Source organism: Rhodococcus globerulus NBRC 14531, from assembly GCF_001894805.1.
GTDB classification, from domain to species: Bacteria; Actinomycetota; Actinomycetes; order Mycobacteriales; family Mycobacteriaceae; genus Rhodococcus_F; species Rhodococcus_F globerula.
Window position 1 is genome coordinate 1,029,011 of the sequence record NZ_BCWX01000001.1, and the last position, 18,605, is coordinate 1,047,615.

At 62.9% G+C, this 18,605-nt stretch carries 1 protein-coding gene (cut by a window edge); it reads left to right on the forward strand.

What is annotated here, in order from left to right:
• Positions 1 to 18,605, forward strand: the 5' portion of a protein-coding gene (locus RG2_RS04605) for a non-ribosomal peptide synthase/polyketide synthase (RefSeq protein ID WP_165826267.1). 10,000 nt of this gene lie beyond the right edge of the window; the window shows 18,605 of its 28,605 coding nt (coding positions 1-18,605); it begins with the start codon at positions 1 to 3; the stop codon falls past the right edge of the window.

Here is an 18,605-nt window from a genome sequence, read left to right on the forward strand (position 1 = left end):
GTGAAGTCGCTGGGAAACGGAAAACTGGAGAGCGGTAAGTCGGAGGTCGGCAGCTCGCCGGAAGAAGTTCAGCGATCTGGCGCATTCCCACTCTCGGCCGCACAGCTCGGTATGTGGTTCGCGCAGCACCTCGATCCCAGCGTCCCCGTCAACATCGCGCAGTACGTCGAACTTCGTGGCGCGTTGCAGCTGAACGTGCTCCGGGCGGCGTGCGCCGACGCCGGCCGCGAAATCGGTTCGGCCTTCGTTCGGATCATCGAAGTCGATGCACAGCCTTTCCAGATCATCGACGACACCCTTGACGACTCGGTCGGCTATGTCGACGTCCGCAGTGAGGCCGACCCCCACGACGCGGCAATGCGGTGGATGCGCGCAGACCGAAGCCGTCCCGTGGACATGCTCGAAGACCGGTTGATCTCGGCAACCATCCTGCGCCTCGAACAGGACCGCTACTACTGGTACACCCGGGTCCATCACACGATCCTCGACGGTTTCGGCGCGTCCACATTTGTCACTCGAGTCGCCGAGTTGTACTCGGCCCGCGTCGAAGGCCGTGAGCCCACGCCCAACGAGGCATCCGACCTGCGCGACGTGTACGAGGTCGACAACACCTACCGCAATTCCCATCGGTTCGACACCGACCGCACTTTCTGGGCCGAGAAGATCGCCGACCTCGACGAGATTTCGAGCCTGGCCGGTCGCAGCGCCCCGCCGACGCCGGTCAGCCGCATCAACAGTGCGGCGCTGTCCAACCATGTGGAAGCGTTGCTCGCGCGATTCCTCGAACGCGTCGAGAAGACGACGGTCGCCGGCACGGTGGTCGCAGCGTTTGCCGCGTACCTGGCCCAGATGACCGGAAGCGAGGACGTGTCGCTGTCGCTGCCCGTCTCGGGCCGCACCACGGCAGTGCTCCGCCGATCCGGCGGAATGGTGTCCAACGTGGTGCCATTGCGCTTGAGGATCACCTCGACGACAACCGTCCAGGAACTTCTCGACGCTGTTGGCAGTGAGATGTCGGGCGCCCTGCGCCATCAGCGATACCGGCACGAAGACATGGTCCGCGACGGTGACGGACCAGGTCAGGGCGGATTCTTCGGCCCGTGGATCAACATCATGATGTTCTCCACCGAACTTGCCTTCGGGCCACTGGTCGGTGAATTACACATCCTGTCAACGGGTTTGATCGAAGACCTCGGTGTCAACCTGTACCAGAGCGTCGGCGACACCCGGACGCACATCGACTTCGAGTCGAATCCCAACCTCTATTCGGCGTCGGTCGCCGAGCGTAACCACTCGCGCTTTGTCGAGTTCCTCGAAAAGTTCATCTCCGCCGAAACATCTCGCCGAGTGTGGGACCTGCCCATTGCGTCCGAAGAGGAGCGCAAGAAAGTCGCGCTCTGGAATCGCACCGGGTACCACGTACTTTCGCAGTCCATCACCGAGCCGTTCGAGCGTCAGGTCGATCGAACCCCGGACGCCACCGCGCTGATCTTCGAGGGGAGCTCACTCACCTACGCGGAGTTCGACGCGAAGGTCAACGGCCTCGCTCGCAAGCTCATCGACATGGGTGTTGGTCCGGAATCCCTTGTGGGATTGGCTATTCGGCGTTCCCTCGACCTCATGGTCGGACTGTATGCGATTGCAAAGGCCGGCGGCGCTTGGGTGCCGGTCGATCCAGACCATCCGGCAGATCGAACGGCGTACATCCTCGATTCCGCACGGCCGGTGTGTGTTCTGACCACCGCTCGGGATCAGGTGGACCTGCCGCTCGGAACCCGAGTTCTCGAAATCGACCAACTCGACGACGCGGAACTCGACACCAGTCCAGTCACGGATTCGGATCGGGTGTCGCCCCTGCGGTATTCGAATACGGCCTATGTCATCTACACGTCGGGTTCGACCGGTCGCCCGAAGGGCGTTGCGGTCACACATGCGGCGATCAACAACCAGCTCCAGTGGATGAACTCCGAGTACCACCTCGGCGCATCGGACGTATACCTGCAGAAGACAGCTACTACGTTCGACGTGTCTCTGTGGGGATTCTTCATGCCGTTGCGGGTCGGTGCGACCCTCGTGGTCGCGACCCCCGACGGCCATCGTGACCCGATGTACGTGGCTGCCAAGATTGCCGAGCATCGTGTCACCGTCACGGACTTCGTCCCGTCGATGCTCACCTTGTTCACCGCGAATGCCCCTGCCGGGTCATGTGATTCACTGCGCCACGTCTTTGTCATCGGTGAGGCATTGCCGCCCGAGACGGCTACGGCCTTCCGTGAACTGTGCAGCGCGGATCTGCACAACCTGTACGGCCCCACCGAAGCTGCGGTCTCGGTAACCTACTACGAGGCGCGCAGGTCCGACACTACGTCGGTCCCGATCGGCTTGCCGCAGTGGAATACTCAGGCCTACGTGCTCGATTCGCACCTCCGCGCAACGCCGATCGGCCAGCCGGGCGAGCTGTACCTCGCCGGAGTGCAGTTGGCCCGCGGATACGTCGGTCGACCTGACCTCAGCTCCGATCGTTTTGTGGCAAACCCCTACGGTCCCGCCGGGGAACGGATGTACCGAACCGGCGACCTCGTGCGTCGACGTGACGACGGAAACCTCGACTACATCGGACGCACCGACTTCCAGGTGAAGTTCCGCGGCCAGCGCATCGAGCTCGGCGAGATCGAGACCGTGCTGCTCGCGCATCCCGACGTCTCGCAGGCCGTCGTGTTGGTGGTGCAGACACCGACCGGCGACCAGTTGGTCGGCTACATCGTGCCGGGTCCTGGCCGTTCCGTTGATTCGGCTGCTTTGAGCGAATTTGCGGGTCGAAGCCTGCCTTCGTACATGGTTCCGGCTGCACTGATGGTCTTGGAAGCGTTGCCGCTCAACACCAGTGGCAAGCTTGATCGCGCAGCGCTCCCGGAACCTGTCTTCGCCAGCGCCAAGCAGTACCGGGAACCGCGCACCGATACCGAGCGAGTTGTCGCCGACGTCTTTGCCGACGTCCTCGGTGTGGAGCAAGTGGGTCTCGACGACGATTTCTTCGAGCTCGGTGGAAACTCCTTGGTGGCAACACAAGTGGTCACCAGAGTGGGCTCCGCGATGGGTGTCCAACTCGGTGTGCGCGAGCTCTTCGAATCGACCACAGTGGCGACGCTTGCCGCGCGGGCCGAATTGCTGGCGGGAAATGTTCGGCCGCTGGCGCCACTCGTCGCAAAGCCGCGTCCCGACGTCATTCCGGTGTCCTTGGCGCAGCAGCGAATGTGGTTCCTCAACAAGCTCGACCCGTCGACGCCGGTTTACAACCTTCCGTTCACGGTGCGATTGACCGGCGCTGTCGATCCCGCGGCCTTGCACGCCTCGGTGATGGATCTTCTCGAGCGGCACGAGTCGCTCCGCACGCTCTATCCCGACACCGACGGCACCGCGCAGCAGGTGATTCTGCCGATCGACCAGGTGTCCATCGATCTCACTCCGCGGCGAATCTCCAAGCGTGAGGTGCAGGCCGCCGCTGTCGAGATCGCCGGACGCGGATTCGACGTGGCAACCGAGATCCCGTTGCGCGTCACGTTGTTCGAGGTCACAGCCACCGATTTTGTCCTTGTCATGGTGTTGCACCACATCGCAGCAGACGGCTTGTCGTTCCGTCCGCTGGCCCGTGATCTCCTGGTCGCGTACTCCGCACGTAGCGAGCACACCGCACCGGCCTGGACGCCGCTGCCCGTGCAGTACGCGGATTATGCGCTCTGGCAACGCGCCGCCCTGGGATCCGAAGATGATCCTTCGTCGGAGTCTGCACGTCAGATCGCCTTCTGGCGTGAGTCACTCGCTGGGCTTCCCGACCAGCTGGATCTGCCGACCGACCGCCCCCGCCCGGCCGTTGCCTCCAATCGCGGTGCCAAGCACCACTTCCACATCAGTGAGCGCACGACGCGCAAATTGAACGCGTTGGCACGTTCGAAGAACGCGTCGCTCTTCATGGTCCTGCAAACGGCGTATGCGGCGCTGCTCAGCCGACTCAGCGGTACCTCGGATATTGCCGTCGGCGCTCCCGTCGGCGGTCGAAGCGACGAAGCGCTGAGCGATGTCATCGGTATGTTCGTGAATACCTTGGTGTTGCGGACCGAGGTAGACGCAGGCGAAACGTTCGAAGACTTGCTTGCCCGGGTGCGCGAGTCGGGACTGAGCGCCTACGGACACGCGGACGTGCCGTTCGAGCGTCTTGTCGAGGTCCTGAATCCGGCGCGGTCCCAGTCGCGTCATCCGTTGTTCCAGGTCGCGTTGACCGCCGAGATCAGTGGACGTCGCCAGTTGCAGTTCTCGGGGATCACTGCGGTCGCCACCGAACTGGAAGTTCCGGTCGCCAAGTTCGATCTCGAGCTGATGGTGTCGGAAAATCCTGAAGGAAGCGATGATTCAGATGTCCTGGACGCTACCTTCACCTATGCCACGGATCTGTTCGATGCATCGACCGTAGCTACGTTCGCCACTCGCTTCGTCCGGATTCTCGACGCGGTCACTGCTCGGCCGGCGACCACGGTCGGAGATCTCGAACTGCTCTCGCCGACTGAATTCGTCGACCTCACTTATGTCGCGTCCGACGACGCGATGCCGCGAGCGAGCCTGGCCGACATCCTCACTGCAGGTACGGCTGATCCGGAATCGGTCGCAGTGCGATTCGAGGGACGTTCGGTTACCTACCGTGAGCTCGACGAGCAGTCGTCACGGTTGGCCCGGGCGCTCATTGCACGTGATATCGGTCCGGAAACCACTGTTGCGCTGGCATTTCCACGGTCTTATGACATGGTTCGCGCGGTGTGGGCAGTGGCAAAGACCGGCGCCGCCTACGTTCCGGTAGATCCGAACTACCCGGACGACCGTGTTCGCCACATGCTGTCGGATTCCGCGGCACGAATCGGTTTGACGTCATCGGAGTTCCTGGGACAGCTGCCTGCCGCCACCGAATGGTGGGCACTGGACGATCCGTCCACCGTGAACCTCGTCGACGCCCAATCGGGTGCCACGGTCGTCGATTCCGAACGAACCACGCCGCTGCGCGACGAACATGTTGCGTACCTGATCTACACCTCCGGTTCTACCGGAAAGCCCAAGGGTGTCAGCGTTACCCACGGCGGGCTCCGTGGTGTTCGTGATGCCGCGCAGCGTCGGTACGGGGTCGACGAGGAGTCCCGGTTCCTGCACATCTGTTCACCGAGTTTCGATCCGTCGGTTCTCGAATGGATGGTGGCATTCTCCGCCGGCGCCACCCTTGTCATCGTTCCACCGGCGATCATCGGTGGCCCCGAACTGACCACACTGTTGCGCGACGAGCATGTCACCCACGCGATCATCACGCCCGCAGTGCTCGGCACGATGGACGCAGCCGAGCTGCCGGAGTTGGCCGTAGTCTCTGTCGGCGGCGACGTGACCACACCGGAACTGCTGGCAACGTGGGCACCGGGACGCGAGTACTTCAACGGTTACGGTCCTACCGAAACCACCATCATTTCGTCGTACGGGCACCTCACGGCAGGTCTGCCCATCGACATCGGCCGCCCCGTCGAGGGAATGTCGGCGCTTGTCCTCGATGAGCGACTTCACCCCGTCCCGGTCGGTACCAGGGGTGAACTCTATTTTGCGGGTGCGGCATTGGCCCGTGGGTACCACGATCGCTACGCGCTGACATCGGAGCGGTTTGTCGCCAACCCGTACTCGTCGGACGGCTCCCGGATGTACCGCACCGGCGACGTCGTGCGGTGGACCGGCACTTCTCGCGAGGGTGAGCCGGGCGTCCTGGAGTACATGGGCCGCAGCGACTTCCAGGTCAAGGTGCGTGGTTTCCGCATCGAACTCGGCGAGATCGACGCCGCGCTGACAGCACACGAGGACGTTCGTTTCGCCGTGACTCTGGGCCGTGAAGGCATCGCGGGAGTCATGGCCCTGGTCTCTTATGTCCAACTCGAAGGCGATGCGAGTTTCGACGCCGAACGCCTCGCGGGTTTTGTCGGTGAATCCCTGCCGAGTTACATGGTTCCGTCGGTCATCATGGCCTTGGACGAGGTTCCGCTGACTCCGGTCGGAAAGCTCGACCGGGACGCGCTGCCGGAGCCGGTGTTCGAGGTGCGTGAATTCCGCGCGCCTACAACGCCGGTCGAGGAAATCGTCGCACAGATCATTGCCGATGTTCTCGGGGTGGAACGAGTCGGACTCGATGACGACTTCTTTGCTCTCGGTGGCAACTCGCTCGTCGCCACGCAGGTCACCTCGCGCTTGGGCGCTGCACTCGACACCACGGTGCCGGTCCGCACATTGTTCGACGTGTCGAGCGTCGAGGCACTCGCCGCACGGGTGGAGACACACGCGGGCAGCGGTGGGCGCACCGCACTCGTCGCGCAGCCGCGTCCGAGCAGCATTCCGTTGTCGCTCGCCCAGCAGCGCATGTGGTTCCTCAACCGCTACGACACGGCGTCTGCGGCGTACAACATCACCTTCGCGCTTCACTTGAGTGGAAATCTCGACGTCGCCGCGATGGAAGCAGCGTTCGAGGACGTGCTGGCTCGGCACGAGGTTCTTCGCACGGTGTACCCGGATGCCGAATCCGGTCCGGTGCAGTCGATTCTCGACGTCGACAATGTGTTCCAGGGTCTCGATGTGGTGTCCGTCGACACCGGTGAACTCGACGACGCCATTGCCGCAGTCGGTTCGACAGCACTCGACATCACCGTTGACGTGCCGATCCGCGTGCGTCTGTTGACGTTGAGTGACACCGAGCACGTGCTGGCGATCATGGTTCACCACATTGCCGCAGACGGGTGGTCGATGGCGCCGCTGGGCCGCGACCTGATGATTGCGTACTCGGCTCGCAAGGACGGGATTGTTCCTCAGTGGCAACCGCTTTCGGTGCAGTACGCCGACTACGCGCTGTGGCAGCGTGCGGTCCTGGGTTCCGAAGACGACGCATCGTCACTGATGTCCCAGCAGATCTCGTTCTGGAGCGAGACGCTCGCGGGTCTGCCTGACCGGATCGAACTGCCCGCCGACCGGGCTCGACCCGATGTGGCGTCGATGCGCGGCGAACGATTCGCCTTCGACATCGCGCCCGAGTTGCATGTTCGCCTCGATTCACTTGCACGGGAGCACAATGCAACGCTGTTCATGGCGCTGCATGCCGCACTTGCGCTGCTGCTCGCCCGCCTGAGTGGGACATCGGACATCTCGGTGGGTACTCCGGTCGCCGGCCGCGGCGAGGCAGCGCTCGACGATCTGGTCGGCATGTTCGTCAACACTCTGGTCCTGCGCACCGAGGTCGACACGTCGGCTCCGTTCACGGAACTGCTTGCGGCGTCGAGCGATGCCGCGCTCAGCGCATTTGCCCATGCGGACGTCCCGTTCGAGCGGTTGGTCGACGTCCTGGCTCCCGCCAGGTCCCAGGCCAGGCATCCGCTCTTCCAGGTTGTTCTCTCGTTGCAGAATCTGGCGCAGACCGAGCTGGAACTTCCCGGCCTGGCAGTCAAGGCTGCCGAGATCGACACGACAACAGCGAAGTTCGATCTCGAACTGTCGGTATCCGAGTCCATCGGAGTGCACGGCGAACTTCAGGGAATAGCCGCGGAGTTCACCTACGCTGCTGATTTGTTCGACAGCGGCACCGTCGAGGGCTTTGCTCGCCGACTGGTGCGCATTCTGGAATCCGTGGTCGCTGCCCCCGCAGTCGCTGTGGGCGACATCAATATTCTCGAGTCTTCTGAGCGGCTCGAGCTGACCGATGTGCGCGGCGCACAGGGTATTTCGGGAACACTGGCCGGAATTCTCACCGATGCCGCAGCCGTGAACCCGGACGCGCAAGCTATCAGTTACGCCGGTGAAACGATCACCTACCGTGAGCTCGACGAGCGCTCGTCCCAGGTGGCTCGTGTCTTGATCGGCCGCGGTGTCGGCGCCGAAGATCGAGTGGCCATTGCCATTCCGCGATCGGCAGATTCCGTGCTCGCGCTGTGGGCGGTAGCCAAGACCGGCGCCGCCTTTGTGCCGGTAGACCCCACCTACCCGGTTGATCGCATCACGCACATGGTCTCGGATTCCGGTGCCACAGTCGGTCTCACGACGGAAGAGTTCGTGTCAGCGCTTCCCGCCGGATCCAACTGGATCACGCTCGAAGACGCTGTCATGGCCGCGGAGTCCGGCGCACCGATTCGCGCCGAGGAGCTGCGGGGCGTCGTCCGCGCGGAAAACGCGGCATACGTCATCTACACCTCCGGTACCACCGGGCTGCCCAAGGGCGTTGTCGTCGACAACGCCGGAGTGGCGAATTTCTGTGCCGTACAGGTCGAACGTTACGAGTTGACCGCAGACGCACGGACCTTGCACTTCGCGTCTCCGAGCTTCGACGCGTCGGTGTTGGAACTGCTCATGGCATTTGGCGCCGCATCGACCATGGTGATCGCGCCGACCACCGTCTACGGCGGCGCCGAACTGGCAGAAATCCTGAACTCCGAGGCTGTGACGCACGCCTTCATCACGCCCGCCGCTTTGGCGTCGGTGGACCCGGCCGGCCTCGACGCCCTTCGCGTTGTTGTCGTCGGTGGCGAGGCAAGCCCGCGCGCTCTGGTCGCCAAGTGGGCCGTACCGCTGCCGGACGGCTCCGTACGCGGCTTCTTCAACGCATACGGTCCCACCGAATCCACTGTTGCCAGCAATATCAGCGACACGCTGACCGCATTCGACCGGATGAACATCGGCGGACCGGTTCGCGGAATGTCCGCACGCATCCTCGACGACCGGATGCAGCCGGTCCCGGTCGGTGTTGCAGGAGAGCTCTACGTGTCGGGCATCCAGGTCGCCAGGGGATACCTCGGCCAGCCCGCTCTGACGGCAAGTCGATTTGTTGCCGACCCGTTCGGCGACGCCGGTGATCGGCTGTACCGCACCGGCGACGTCGTCCGCTGGATCGACGGCCGCGCAGTGGAGTACGTGGGCCGCAGCGACTTCCAGGTGAAGGTTCGTGGATTCCGCATCGAGCTGGGCGAGATCGAAGCAGCACTGTCTCGTTGCGAGGGCGTCGCACAGGCCGTTGCAGTAGTCCACACCGACGAAGAATTCGGTGATCGTCTTGTCGGTTACGTGGTTCCCGATGCCGGGGCTGCCATTGAACCTGCCGCGGTGATCGATTCCGTCTCGAAGTTCCTCACCGGCTACATGGTTCCCGACGCAGTCCTGGTGCTCGATTCCATTCCGTTGACCACGGCAGGCAAGACCGACACCAAGGCGCTCCCGGCGCCGGCTTTCGCGGCCAAGGCGTATGTCGCGCCGGTCACCGCAGCTGAATCGATCGTGGCCCAGGTGTTCTCCGAGGTATTGGGTGTTTCGCCGGTCGGCCGTGACGACGACTTCTTCGACCTCGGTGGCAACTCCCTGATTGCGACTCGGGTTGCCGCACGCCTGGGCGAGGCTCTCGACACCACAGTGCCGGTACGGGCGCTGTTCGAGGCGTCGACCGTACAAGCCCTTTCTGCTCGGCTCGAAGTCCATGCAGGCTCCGGCGCGGTTGCGCCGCTCGTTCCGCAGACCCGGCCGGAGCGGATCCCGTTGTCGCTTGCGCAGCAACGCATGTGGTTCCTGAACCGTCTCGAACCGGAATCCGCGGTCAACAACATTCCCGTCGCGATTCGTATCGACGGCGATCTGGACGTGGTGGCGCTGAGCGCCGCTGTGCTCGATGTGATCGATCGGCACGAGGTACTGCGGACCGTCTACCCGGACATCGACGGCGTCGGATATCAGGAGATCCTGCCGATTGCCGACGTTGCACTCGACTTGGTACCCCAGCCGTTGACGGCTGCCGAATTGCCTACTGCCGTGACGACGTCCGCGATGGCGGGTTTCGATGTGACAGCAGATATTCCGTTGCGGGCAGCGCTGTATCGCGTCGACGAGGCTGATTACGTACTTCTGTTCGTCGTCCACCACATCTCCACCGACGGCTTCTCCATGGGACCTCTCACCCGTGACGTCATGGTCGCTTACGAGGCACGCACTCGCGGCGGCGCTCCCTCGTGGACACCGCTGCCGGTCCAGTACGCGGACTACACGCTGTGGCAGCGCGACGTACTCGGTTCCGAAGACGATCCGCAGTCCACGATGGCACGCCAGATCGAATTCTGGACCGCTACGCTCGCCGATGCTCCGGTACAGCTCGAACTACCCACGGATCGTCCACGACCGGCGCAGGCCTCGGGTCGAGGACATGCGTATACCTTCGACATCGACGCGGCGACTCATCGCGGAATGTCCGAGCTGGGCCGTGCAAACGGCGCATCGTTGTTCATGGTCGTGCACGCGGTATTCGCGTCGCTCTTCGCTCGATTGGCGGCTACGGACGACGTCACGATCGGTACTCCGGTCGCCGGTCGCGGAGACGCCGCGCTCGACGATGTTGTCGGTATGTTCGTCAACACCCTCGTGCTTCGCACCGAGGTCGGTTCCGGCGTTGCATTCGAGGACTTCCTGGCTCAGGTGCGCGGTACCGATCTGGCCGCATTCGCGCACGCGGATGTGCCCTTCGAGCGGTTGGTCGAGGTGCTCGATCCCGAGCGGTCGAGGTCACGTAATCCGTTGTTTCAGGTGATGTTGGCTTTCCAGAACCTGGATCGTGTCGACTTCACGCTGGGCGGGCTCGAGGTCACGACCTTCGAACCGGAGTCGGAGAGCGCAAAATTCGACTTGTCGATTACGGTCACCGAACCGGTCGGCGCGACGATTGGCGATGCCGGGCTGCACGTGCAGATGGTCTACGCGACTGACCTGTTCGATGAAGCCACGATTGCCGCGACAGCGACACAGTTCGTCACATTGGCACAGGCGCTTGTTGCCGATCCGAGTCTGGTGCCGAGCGATGTCGACATTGTCGACGACGTGGAACGCAGCGTGCTGTCAGATGTGTCGGCCGGGTTGACGGTGCCGACGGACAACAAGACCTTGGTCGATGTACTCGATCGGGGAGTGGCGGGTTCATCGACTGACCTTGCAGTAGTCAGCGGCGATCTCACTCTCACCTACGCCGAATTCGATGCGCGCGTAAACCGTTTGGCGCGTCAACTGATTGATGTCGGCGTCGGCCCCGATTCGCGAGTCGCGCTCGTGATGCGCCGCTCGATCCATCAGGTGATCGGCGTGTACGCGGTACTCCGTGCCGGTGCGGCCTATGTTCCCGTTGATCCCGAGCAGCCGGCCGAACGCAATCAGTACATCGTGGAGTCGGCAGCGCCGGTCTGCGTGCTGACCACGGATTCCGAACGCGGTGACGTCCCCGCAGGGTGGCCGGTACTTGGTATCGACACCCTTGACCTGCAGAGTTACTCGCCGGCGCAGATCCGTGACGACGAGCGCCGTGCCCCGCTGCGCCCGGACAACATGGCATACGTGCTGTTCACGTCCGGATCGACGGGACGTCCGAAGGGCGTCGGAGTCACACACGCGGCCGTTGTCAACCAGTTGTCGTGGATGCAGGCCACTTACGGCCTTACTCCTTCAGACGTGGTGCTGTACAAGACACCCGCAACCTTCGACGCTTCGGTGTGGGAGCTGTTCTGGCCCTTGATGGTCGGTGCTCGAATGGTGATTGCGGAGGCCGGCGGTCACCGTGATCCCGCATACCTGAGCAGTATCATTGCAGGTGAATCAGTGACGGTGGCTCAGTTCGTGCCATCGGTGCTTGCAGCAATGGCCGACGAGTTCGAGACTGCGGCGCCCACTTCCTTGCGTGCGACGTTTGCGGGCGGCGAGCAGTTGAACAGCGCTCTCGCGGCCCGCTTCCGCGCGCTGACCGGTAGTGATGTCCACAACCTGTACGGACCGACCGAAACGACGATCCAGGTCACGAGCCATCGCAGTTCGGATCTCGACGGCGATGTTGTGCCCCTCGGTGGCCCGGCGTGGAACACCGGATTGTGGGTGCTCGACTCCAGAATGCTTCAAGTACCACTCGGTGTTACCGGTGAGTTGTACGTATCCGGCTCTCAGTTGGCCCGGGGATACTTCGGTGACGTCGTTCGCACTGCGGAGCGCTTTGTTGCGCATCCGTTCTCGGAAGCCGGCGAGCGCCTGTACCGGACCGGTGACCTCGTCCGCTGGACGCGCTCGGGTTCACTCGAATTTGTCGGACGTTCCGACTTCCAGGTGAAATTGCGTGGCCAGAGAATCGAACTCGGTGAGATCGAAACACTGCTCGCGGCACAAGACGTTGTGTCCCTGGCTGCGGTCGCGGTCATCGAGGACACGCTGGTCGCGTATGTGGAGCCGGCCAGCGGTGCCGTGATCGATGAGACGGAACTGCGCCGGCGCCTCGCCGACTCTTTGCCCGGCTACATGGTTCCGGCAGTCTTCATGGTGCTGGGCGCCCTGCCGCTCAACGCCAACGGCAAGGTGGATCGGCGAGCATTGCCGGTGCCCGCGTTCGAGGCAGCAGTGTTCCGGGCTCCGGTCAGTTCTGTGGAACAGGCTGTGGCGCAGGTATTCTCCGATGTTCTAGGAATCGAACAGGTCGGCCTGGATGACGATTTCTTTGCGCTCGGCGGTAACTCGCTGATCGCGACACGGGTGATGTCTCGTCTGGGGCAGGCGCTCGAAACCAAGATTCCGGTCCGGGTGCTGTTCGACGCGTCGACAGTGGAAGAACTTGCCGCGCGCATCGAAACACACGTCGGTGGCGACGGCACACGAGCATTGACCGCGCAGGTGCGTCCGGCGCAGGTGCCGTTGTCGCTGGCGCAGCAGCGTATGTGGTTCCTCAACCGCTTCGATACCGCGTCAGCCGTCAACAACATTCCCGTTGCGGTGCGTCTCACCGGCAACCTGGATTCAGGTGCGCTTCATTCGGCGATCGCCGATGTCATTGCGCGTCATGAGGTTCTGCGTACGCTGTATCCGGAAACCGACGGTGTCGGCTACCAGGAGATCCTCTCGCCGGAGGATGCCTCGATCGAATTCGAGACCGTACGCATTGCCGAGGGCGAGCTTCAAGCGGAGCTCTATGCATTCTTCGTCGAGGGATTCGACGTCACTGTCGAGGTTCCGTTGCGGGCCAGGCTCTTCCAGCTCGCCGACAACGAATTCGTGTTGTCCTTCGTGGTGCATCACATCTCCACCGACGGTTTCTCGATGGGCCCGTTGACCCGCGATGTGATGACCGCGTACTACGCGCGCTCACAGGGACAGACCCCGACGTGGGCTCCGCTGCCGGTGCAGTACGCCGACTACGCGTTGTGGCAGCGCGAGGTCCTCGGCTCCGAAGGCGAGCCGACGTCCGTCATCGCGCAGCAGATCAACTATTGGTCCGACGCCCTGGCTGATCTGCCCGAGCAATTGGACCTGCCGAGTGATCGCACCCGCCCCGAGATCGCAACGGGACAAGGAGCGAACCACACCTTTGTGATCGACCCGCAGTTGTGGGCCGATGTGGAAGCAACAGGTCAGACGGCGGGCGCAACCCCGTTCATGGTCGTCCACTCTGCGCTTGCCGTGCTGTTGGCACGCTTGTCCGCGACAACCGACATCGCAATCGGCGCTCCTGTCGCCGGTCGCGGTGAAGCGCAGCTCGACGATCTGATCGGCATGTTCGTCAACACTTTGGTGCTGCGCACCGAGGTTGATCCGTCGATGTCGTTCACGGATCTCTTGGCTTCTGCGCGTGAAGTGGATCTGCAGGCGTTTGCCCACGCTGACGTTCCGTTCGAGCGGATCGTCGAAGCACTCGATCCGGTGCGCTCGCAGGCACACCACCCGCTGTTCCAGGTGGCATTGACCTTCCAGAACCTTGGCCAGAGTGCTCTCGAACTGCCCGGACTCACCGCCGCTGCTGTGGAATTCGACGCAGCACTGGCCAAGTTCGATCTGCAGTTCACTCTTGAAGACGCTGCTGACGCCGGTATGTCCGGCACCCTGACTTACGCGACGGACCTGTTCGACGCGTCGACAGCGGCCGAGTTCGCTGATCGATTCGTGTCCGTCCTCCGTGGCGTTGTCGCGGACCCGACTGCCGCCGTGGGCGACGTGGATGTTCTGACTTCAGGTGAGTTGGATCGTGTTCTGGCGTGGAGTGACACGGGTATCGACAGCGGTGTGGAGTCGACGTTGCCGGCGTGGTTCGATCGTGCCGCTGCGGAGTTCGGTGATCGGATCGCGGTGCGGTTCGGTGACGAGTCGTTGACGTATGCGGAGTTGTCGGTTCGGTCGAATCGGTTGGCGCGCAGGTTGATTGCGTTGGGCTGTGGTCCGGAGACGTTGGTGGCGGTGGCGTTGCCGCGGTCGGCTGATCTTGTGGTGGCGTTGTTGGCGGTAGTGCAGTCCGGTGCCGGGTATCTGCCGGTGGATCCGTCGTACCCGAGCGACCGTATCGAGTTCATGCTCGCCGATGCTGCTCCGGTGTGCGCGATTTCGTGGTCTGAGCGTGAGTTGGTGTTGCCTGCTGGTCTGCCGGTGGTCGATATCGACGCGGTGGATCTGACCGAGTTCGATGGTTCGGTGGTGACGGATGCTGATCGTGTGTCGCCGTTGCGTACCTCGAATGTTGCGTATGTGATTTACACGTCGGGTTCGACGGGTCGCCCGAAGGGTGTGCAGGTTCCGCACATCACGGTGGCGAAATTGTTCGCGAATACCGAGAGTGTGTACGGGTTCGACGAGTCGGATGTGTGGACGATGTTCCACAGTTATGCGTTCGACTTCTCGGTGTGGGAGTTGTGGGGTCCACTGCTCTACGGCGGCACGTTGGTCGTCGTGGACTATGTGACGTCGCGGTCGCCGGAGCAGTTCCTGGAGTTGCTTGCTGCTGAGCGGGTGACGGTGCTCAATCAGACGCCGTCGGCGTTCTATCAGTTGGCCGAGGCTGATCGGTTGGCGTCGGAATCCGGTCAGGCCGCCGAGTTGTCGTTGCGGTGGGTTGTTTTCGGTGGCGAGGCGCTCGAGCTTCGACGCTTGTCGGACTGGTACGGCCGCCGCGGTGACAGCGCGCCGACGTTGGTGAACATGTACGGCATCACGGAGACGACGGTGCATGTGAGCCATCGCGTGCTGGACGCTGCGATGGCGGCGGATGCGTCGGCGAGTGTGGTGGGTCAGGCTATTTCGGGTCTGCAGGTGTTTGTGCTGGATACGCGTTTGGCTCCGGTGCCCGTCGGTGTTGCGGGTGAGATGTATGTCTCGGGTGTGCAGTTGGCTCGCGGTTATCTGGGTCAGCAGGGGTTGACGTCGACTCGGTTTGTGGCGAGTCCTTTTGCTGCTGGTGAGGTGTTGTACCGCACGGGTGACGTGGCTTCGTGGAACAGCGCTGGTGATCTGGAGTATCTGGGTCGCGCTGATGATCAGGTGAAGATCCGTGGTTTCCGGATCGAGATCGGTGAGATCGAGTCTGCGGTGTTGGCGGCTGTGTCGGTGGCGCAGACGGCGGTGGTTGTTCGTGAGGATTCTCCGGGTGATCAGCGGTTGGTGGCGTATGTGGTTCCGGCTGCGGGTGTGAGCGTTTCGGTCGACGATCTTCGGGTGTCGGTGGGTTCGTTGTTGCCGGAGTACATGGTGCCGTCGGCGTTTGTGGTGTTGGATGCGATTCCGTTGACGGTGAACGGGAAGTTGGATCGTCGGGCGTTGCCGGCTCCGTCGCTGCAGGTTGCGGTGTTCCGGGCTCCGACGTCGGTGGTGGAAGAGGTTGTGGCGCAGACGTTTGCGGATGTTCTGGGTGCCGAGCGTGTCGGTTTGGATGACGATTTCTTTGCGCTCGGCGGTAATTCGCTGATCGCGACGCAGGTGACGTCGCGGTTGGGTCAGGCGCTGGATGCTGCGGTGTCGGTGCGGGAGTTGTTCGAGGCGTCGACGGTGGAGGGTTTGGCCGCTCGCCTCGGTTCTCATGTCGGTGGTGGTTCGCGTGCGGCGTTGACTGCGCAGGATCGTCCGGCGCAGGTGCCGTTGTCGTTTGCGCAGCAACGCATGTGGTTCCTCAACCAATTGGACCGCGAGTCGGCAGCCAACAACATTCCGATGGCGATCACGCTTACCGGCGAGTTGGATGAGGCGGCGTTGTACGACGCTGTCATGGACGTAGTGAAGCGTCACGAGGTCCTGCGCACGGTCTACCCCGAGGTCGACGGAATCGGCTACCAGCGGATACTGCCGGCGGCAGCAGTTCCGGTGAATCTGGCTCCCGTGCAACTCGAGGCATCCGACATCGTAGCGGCGGTGACGGAGTTCGTCTCATCAGGTTTTGACGTCACGGCTGAGGTTCCGTTGCGGGCCAAGCTCTTCCAGCTTGCCGAGGACTCGTTTGTACTGGCGATAGTGATTCACCACATCTCCACCGACGGTTTCTCGATGGGCCCGTTGATCCGCGACGTGATGACCGCGTACTACGCCCGCTCACAGGGGCAGACCCCGACGTGGGCGCCGTTGCCGGTGCAGTACGCCGACTACGCGTTGTGGCAGCGTGGTGTTCTCGGTTCCGAGAGTGACACGGAATCCGTACTCGCAGAGCAGATCGGCTACTGGGCTAAGGCTCTCGACGGAGTTCCAGACCAGATCACCTTGCCCAGTGACCGCGCGCGTCCAGCCGTGTTCACCGGACGGGGAGCCACCTACAGCTTCCCGATTTCCGCGGATGTTCACCGCGGACTGGCTGCTGTGGGTCGCGAGCACCGGGCATCGCTGTTCATGGTGATGCACTCGGCGTTGGCAACACTTCTTGCCCGGTTGTCCGGCACCACCGACATCGCAGTCGGTACCCCGGTGGCCGGTCGCGGCGAAGCAGAACTCGACGATCTGATCGGTATGTTCGTCAACACGCTCGTGCTGCGCACCGAGGTCGATCCGGGGATGCGTTTCCTCGATCTGCTTACGTCGGCGCGTGAGAGTGATCTCGCGGCTTTCGCTCACGCAGACGTGCCGTTCGAGCGGCTGGTCGAGGTTCTCGATCCGGTGCGTTCGCAGGCTCACAACCCGTTGTTCCAGGTTGCCTTGGCATTCCAGAACCTGGGGCAGAATAACCTGACGCTGCCGGGACTCGATATCACCGAATTCGATATCGCGGAAACCGTAGCGAAGTTCGACCTTCAGTTGACCCTGGTGGAAGCTGCCGATGGTCACGGAATGACTGCGACCTTCACGTATGCGACGGACCTCTTCGACGAGGGGACAGTTGTCTCCTTCGCCGAGAGGTTGACTCGAATTCTCGAAGCCGTCGCCGTGGATGCGACGCAGGCTGTCGGCGACATCAACATCCTCGAAGCGCCTGAGCGCATCGAATTGACCAGTCGTCGAGCGTCCTCGGGCATCGAGCCGAAGCCGTTGGCCGACATCCTGGCCGAGACCGCGTTGCAGTATCCCTCCAACGAAGCTCTCCGCTACCAGGATCGGTCGATGACCTACGCCGAGGTCGACGAGTGGTCGTCGCGCCTCGCCCGTGTCCTGATCGCTCGCGGTCTGGGCGCCGAAGATCTGGTCGCAGTGTCGATTCCGCGTTCCATCGAATCGGTCCTGCTGGTGTGGGCGGTATCCAAGACTGGCGCCGCGGTTGTTCCCATCGATCCGCACTACCCGGCTGACCGCATCGCGCATATGGTCTCCGACTCGGGCGTCTCGGTCGGTCTGACTCTCGAAGCTGAACTCGCAGCACTTACCGACACCGTGGAGTGGCTCGCGATCGACAGTGATGCTTGCGCCGAACTGATGGCAGCGCAGGATAAGTCACCGATTCGTGAAGATGAACGTGTGCGCCCCGTCCTTCCGGCGCATCCCGCCTGGGTGATCTACACATCAGGCACAACGGGCTTGCCCAAGGGTGTTGTTGCTACCGGTGCGGGCCTCGCGAGCTTCAGTGCAACGCAGGCACAGCACTACCTGGTGACGCCGAACTCCCGCACGCTGCACTTCGCGTCGCCGAGTTTCGACGCGTCGATGCTCGAACTGTTCCTGGCTGTCGCGACAGGCGCTGCCATGGTGATCGTCCCGACGTCGATCTTCGGCGGCGACGAGTTGACTGCGCTGTTCAAGTCCGAACGCGTCACACACGCCTTCATCACGCCGGCGGCGTTGGCTTCCATGGATCCGTCGGGCCTGAACGATCTCGAGGTGGTTGGTGTCGGCGGCGAGGCGTACTCGCCGGAGTTGATGGCCAAGTGGGCGGATCAGCCGAACCGTCGACGTACGTTCCTCAATGTCTACGGTCCCACCGAGACCACTATCGTCACCAATGTCAGTGTGCCGCTGATGCCGGGCGACCGGATGACCATCGGCGAAACCATCGGCGACATGGCCGCGTTTGTTCTCGACACGCGTCTGCAGCCCGTTCCGGTTGGTGTTGCCGGTGAGCTGTACCTGTCGGGCCCTCAGGTCACCCGCGGCTATCATCGCCGGCCGGGATTGAGTGCGGATCGGTTTGTTGCCAACCCGCACGGCCTGCCTGGTGAGCGCATGTACCGCACCGGTGACGTTGTGCGTTGGACTGACCAATATCAGGTTGAGTATGTGGGCCGCAACGACTTCCAGGTGAAGATCCGTGGCTTCCGTATCGAGCTCGGTGAGATCGACGCCGCCCTTACGGCACATTCGGACGTCGAGTTCGCTGCGACGATGGG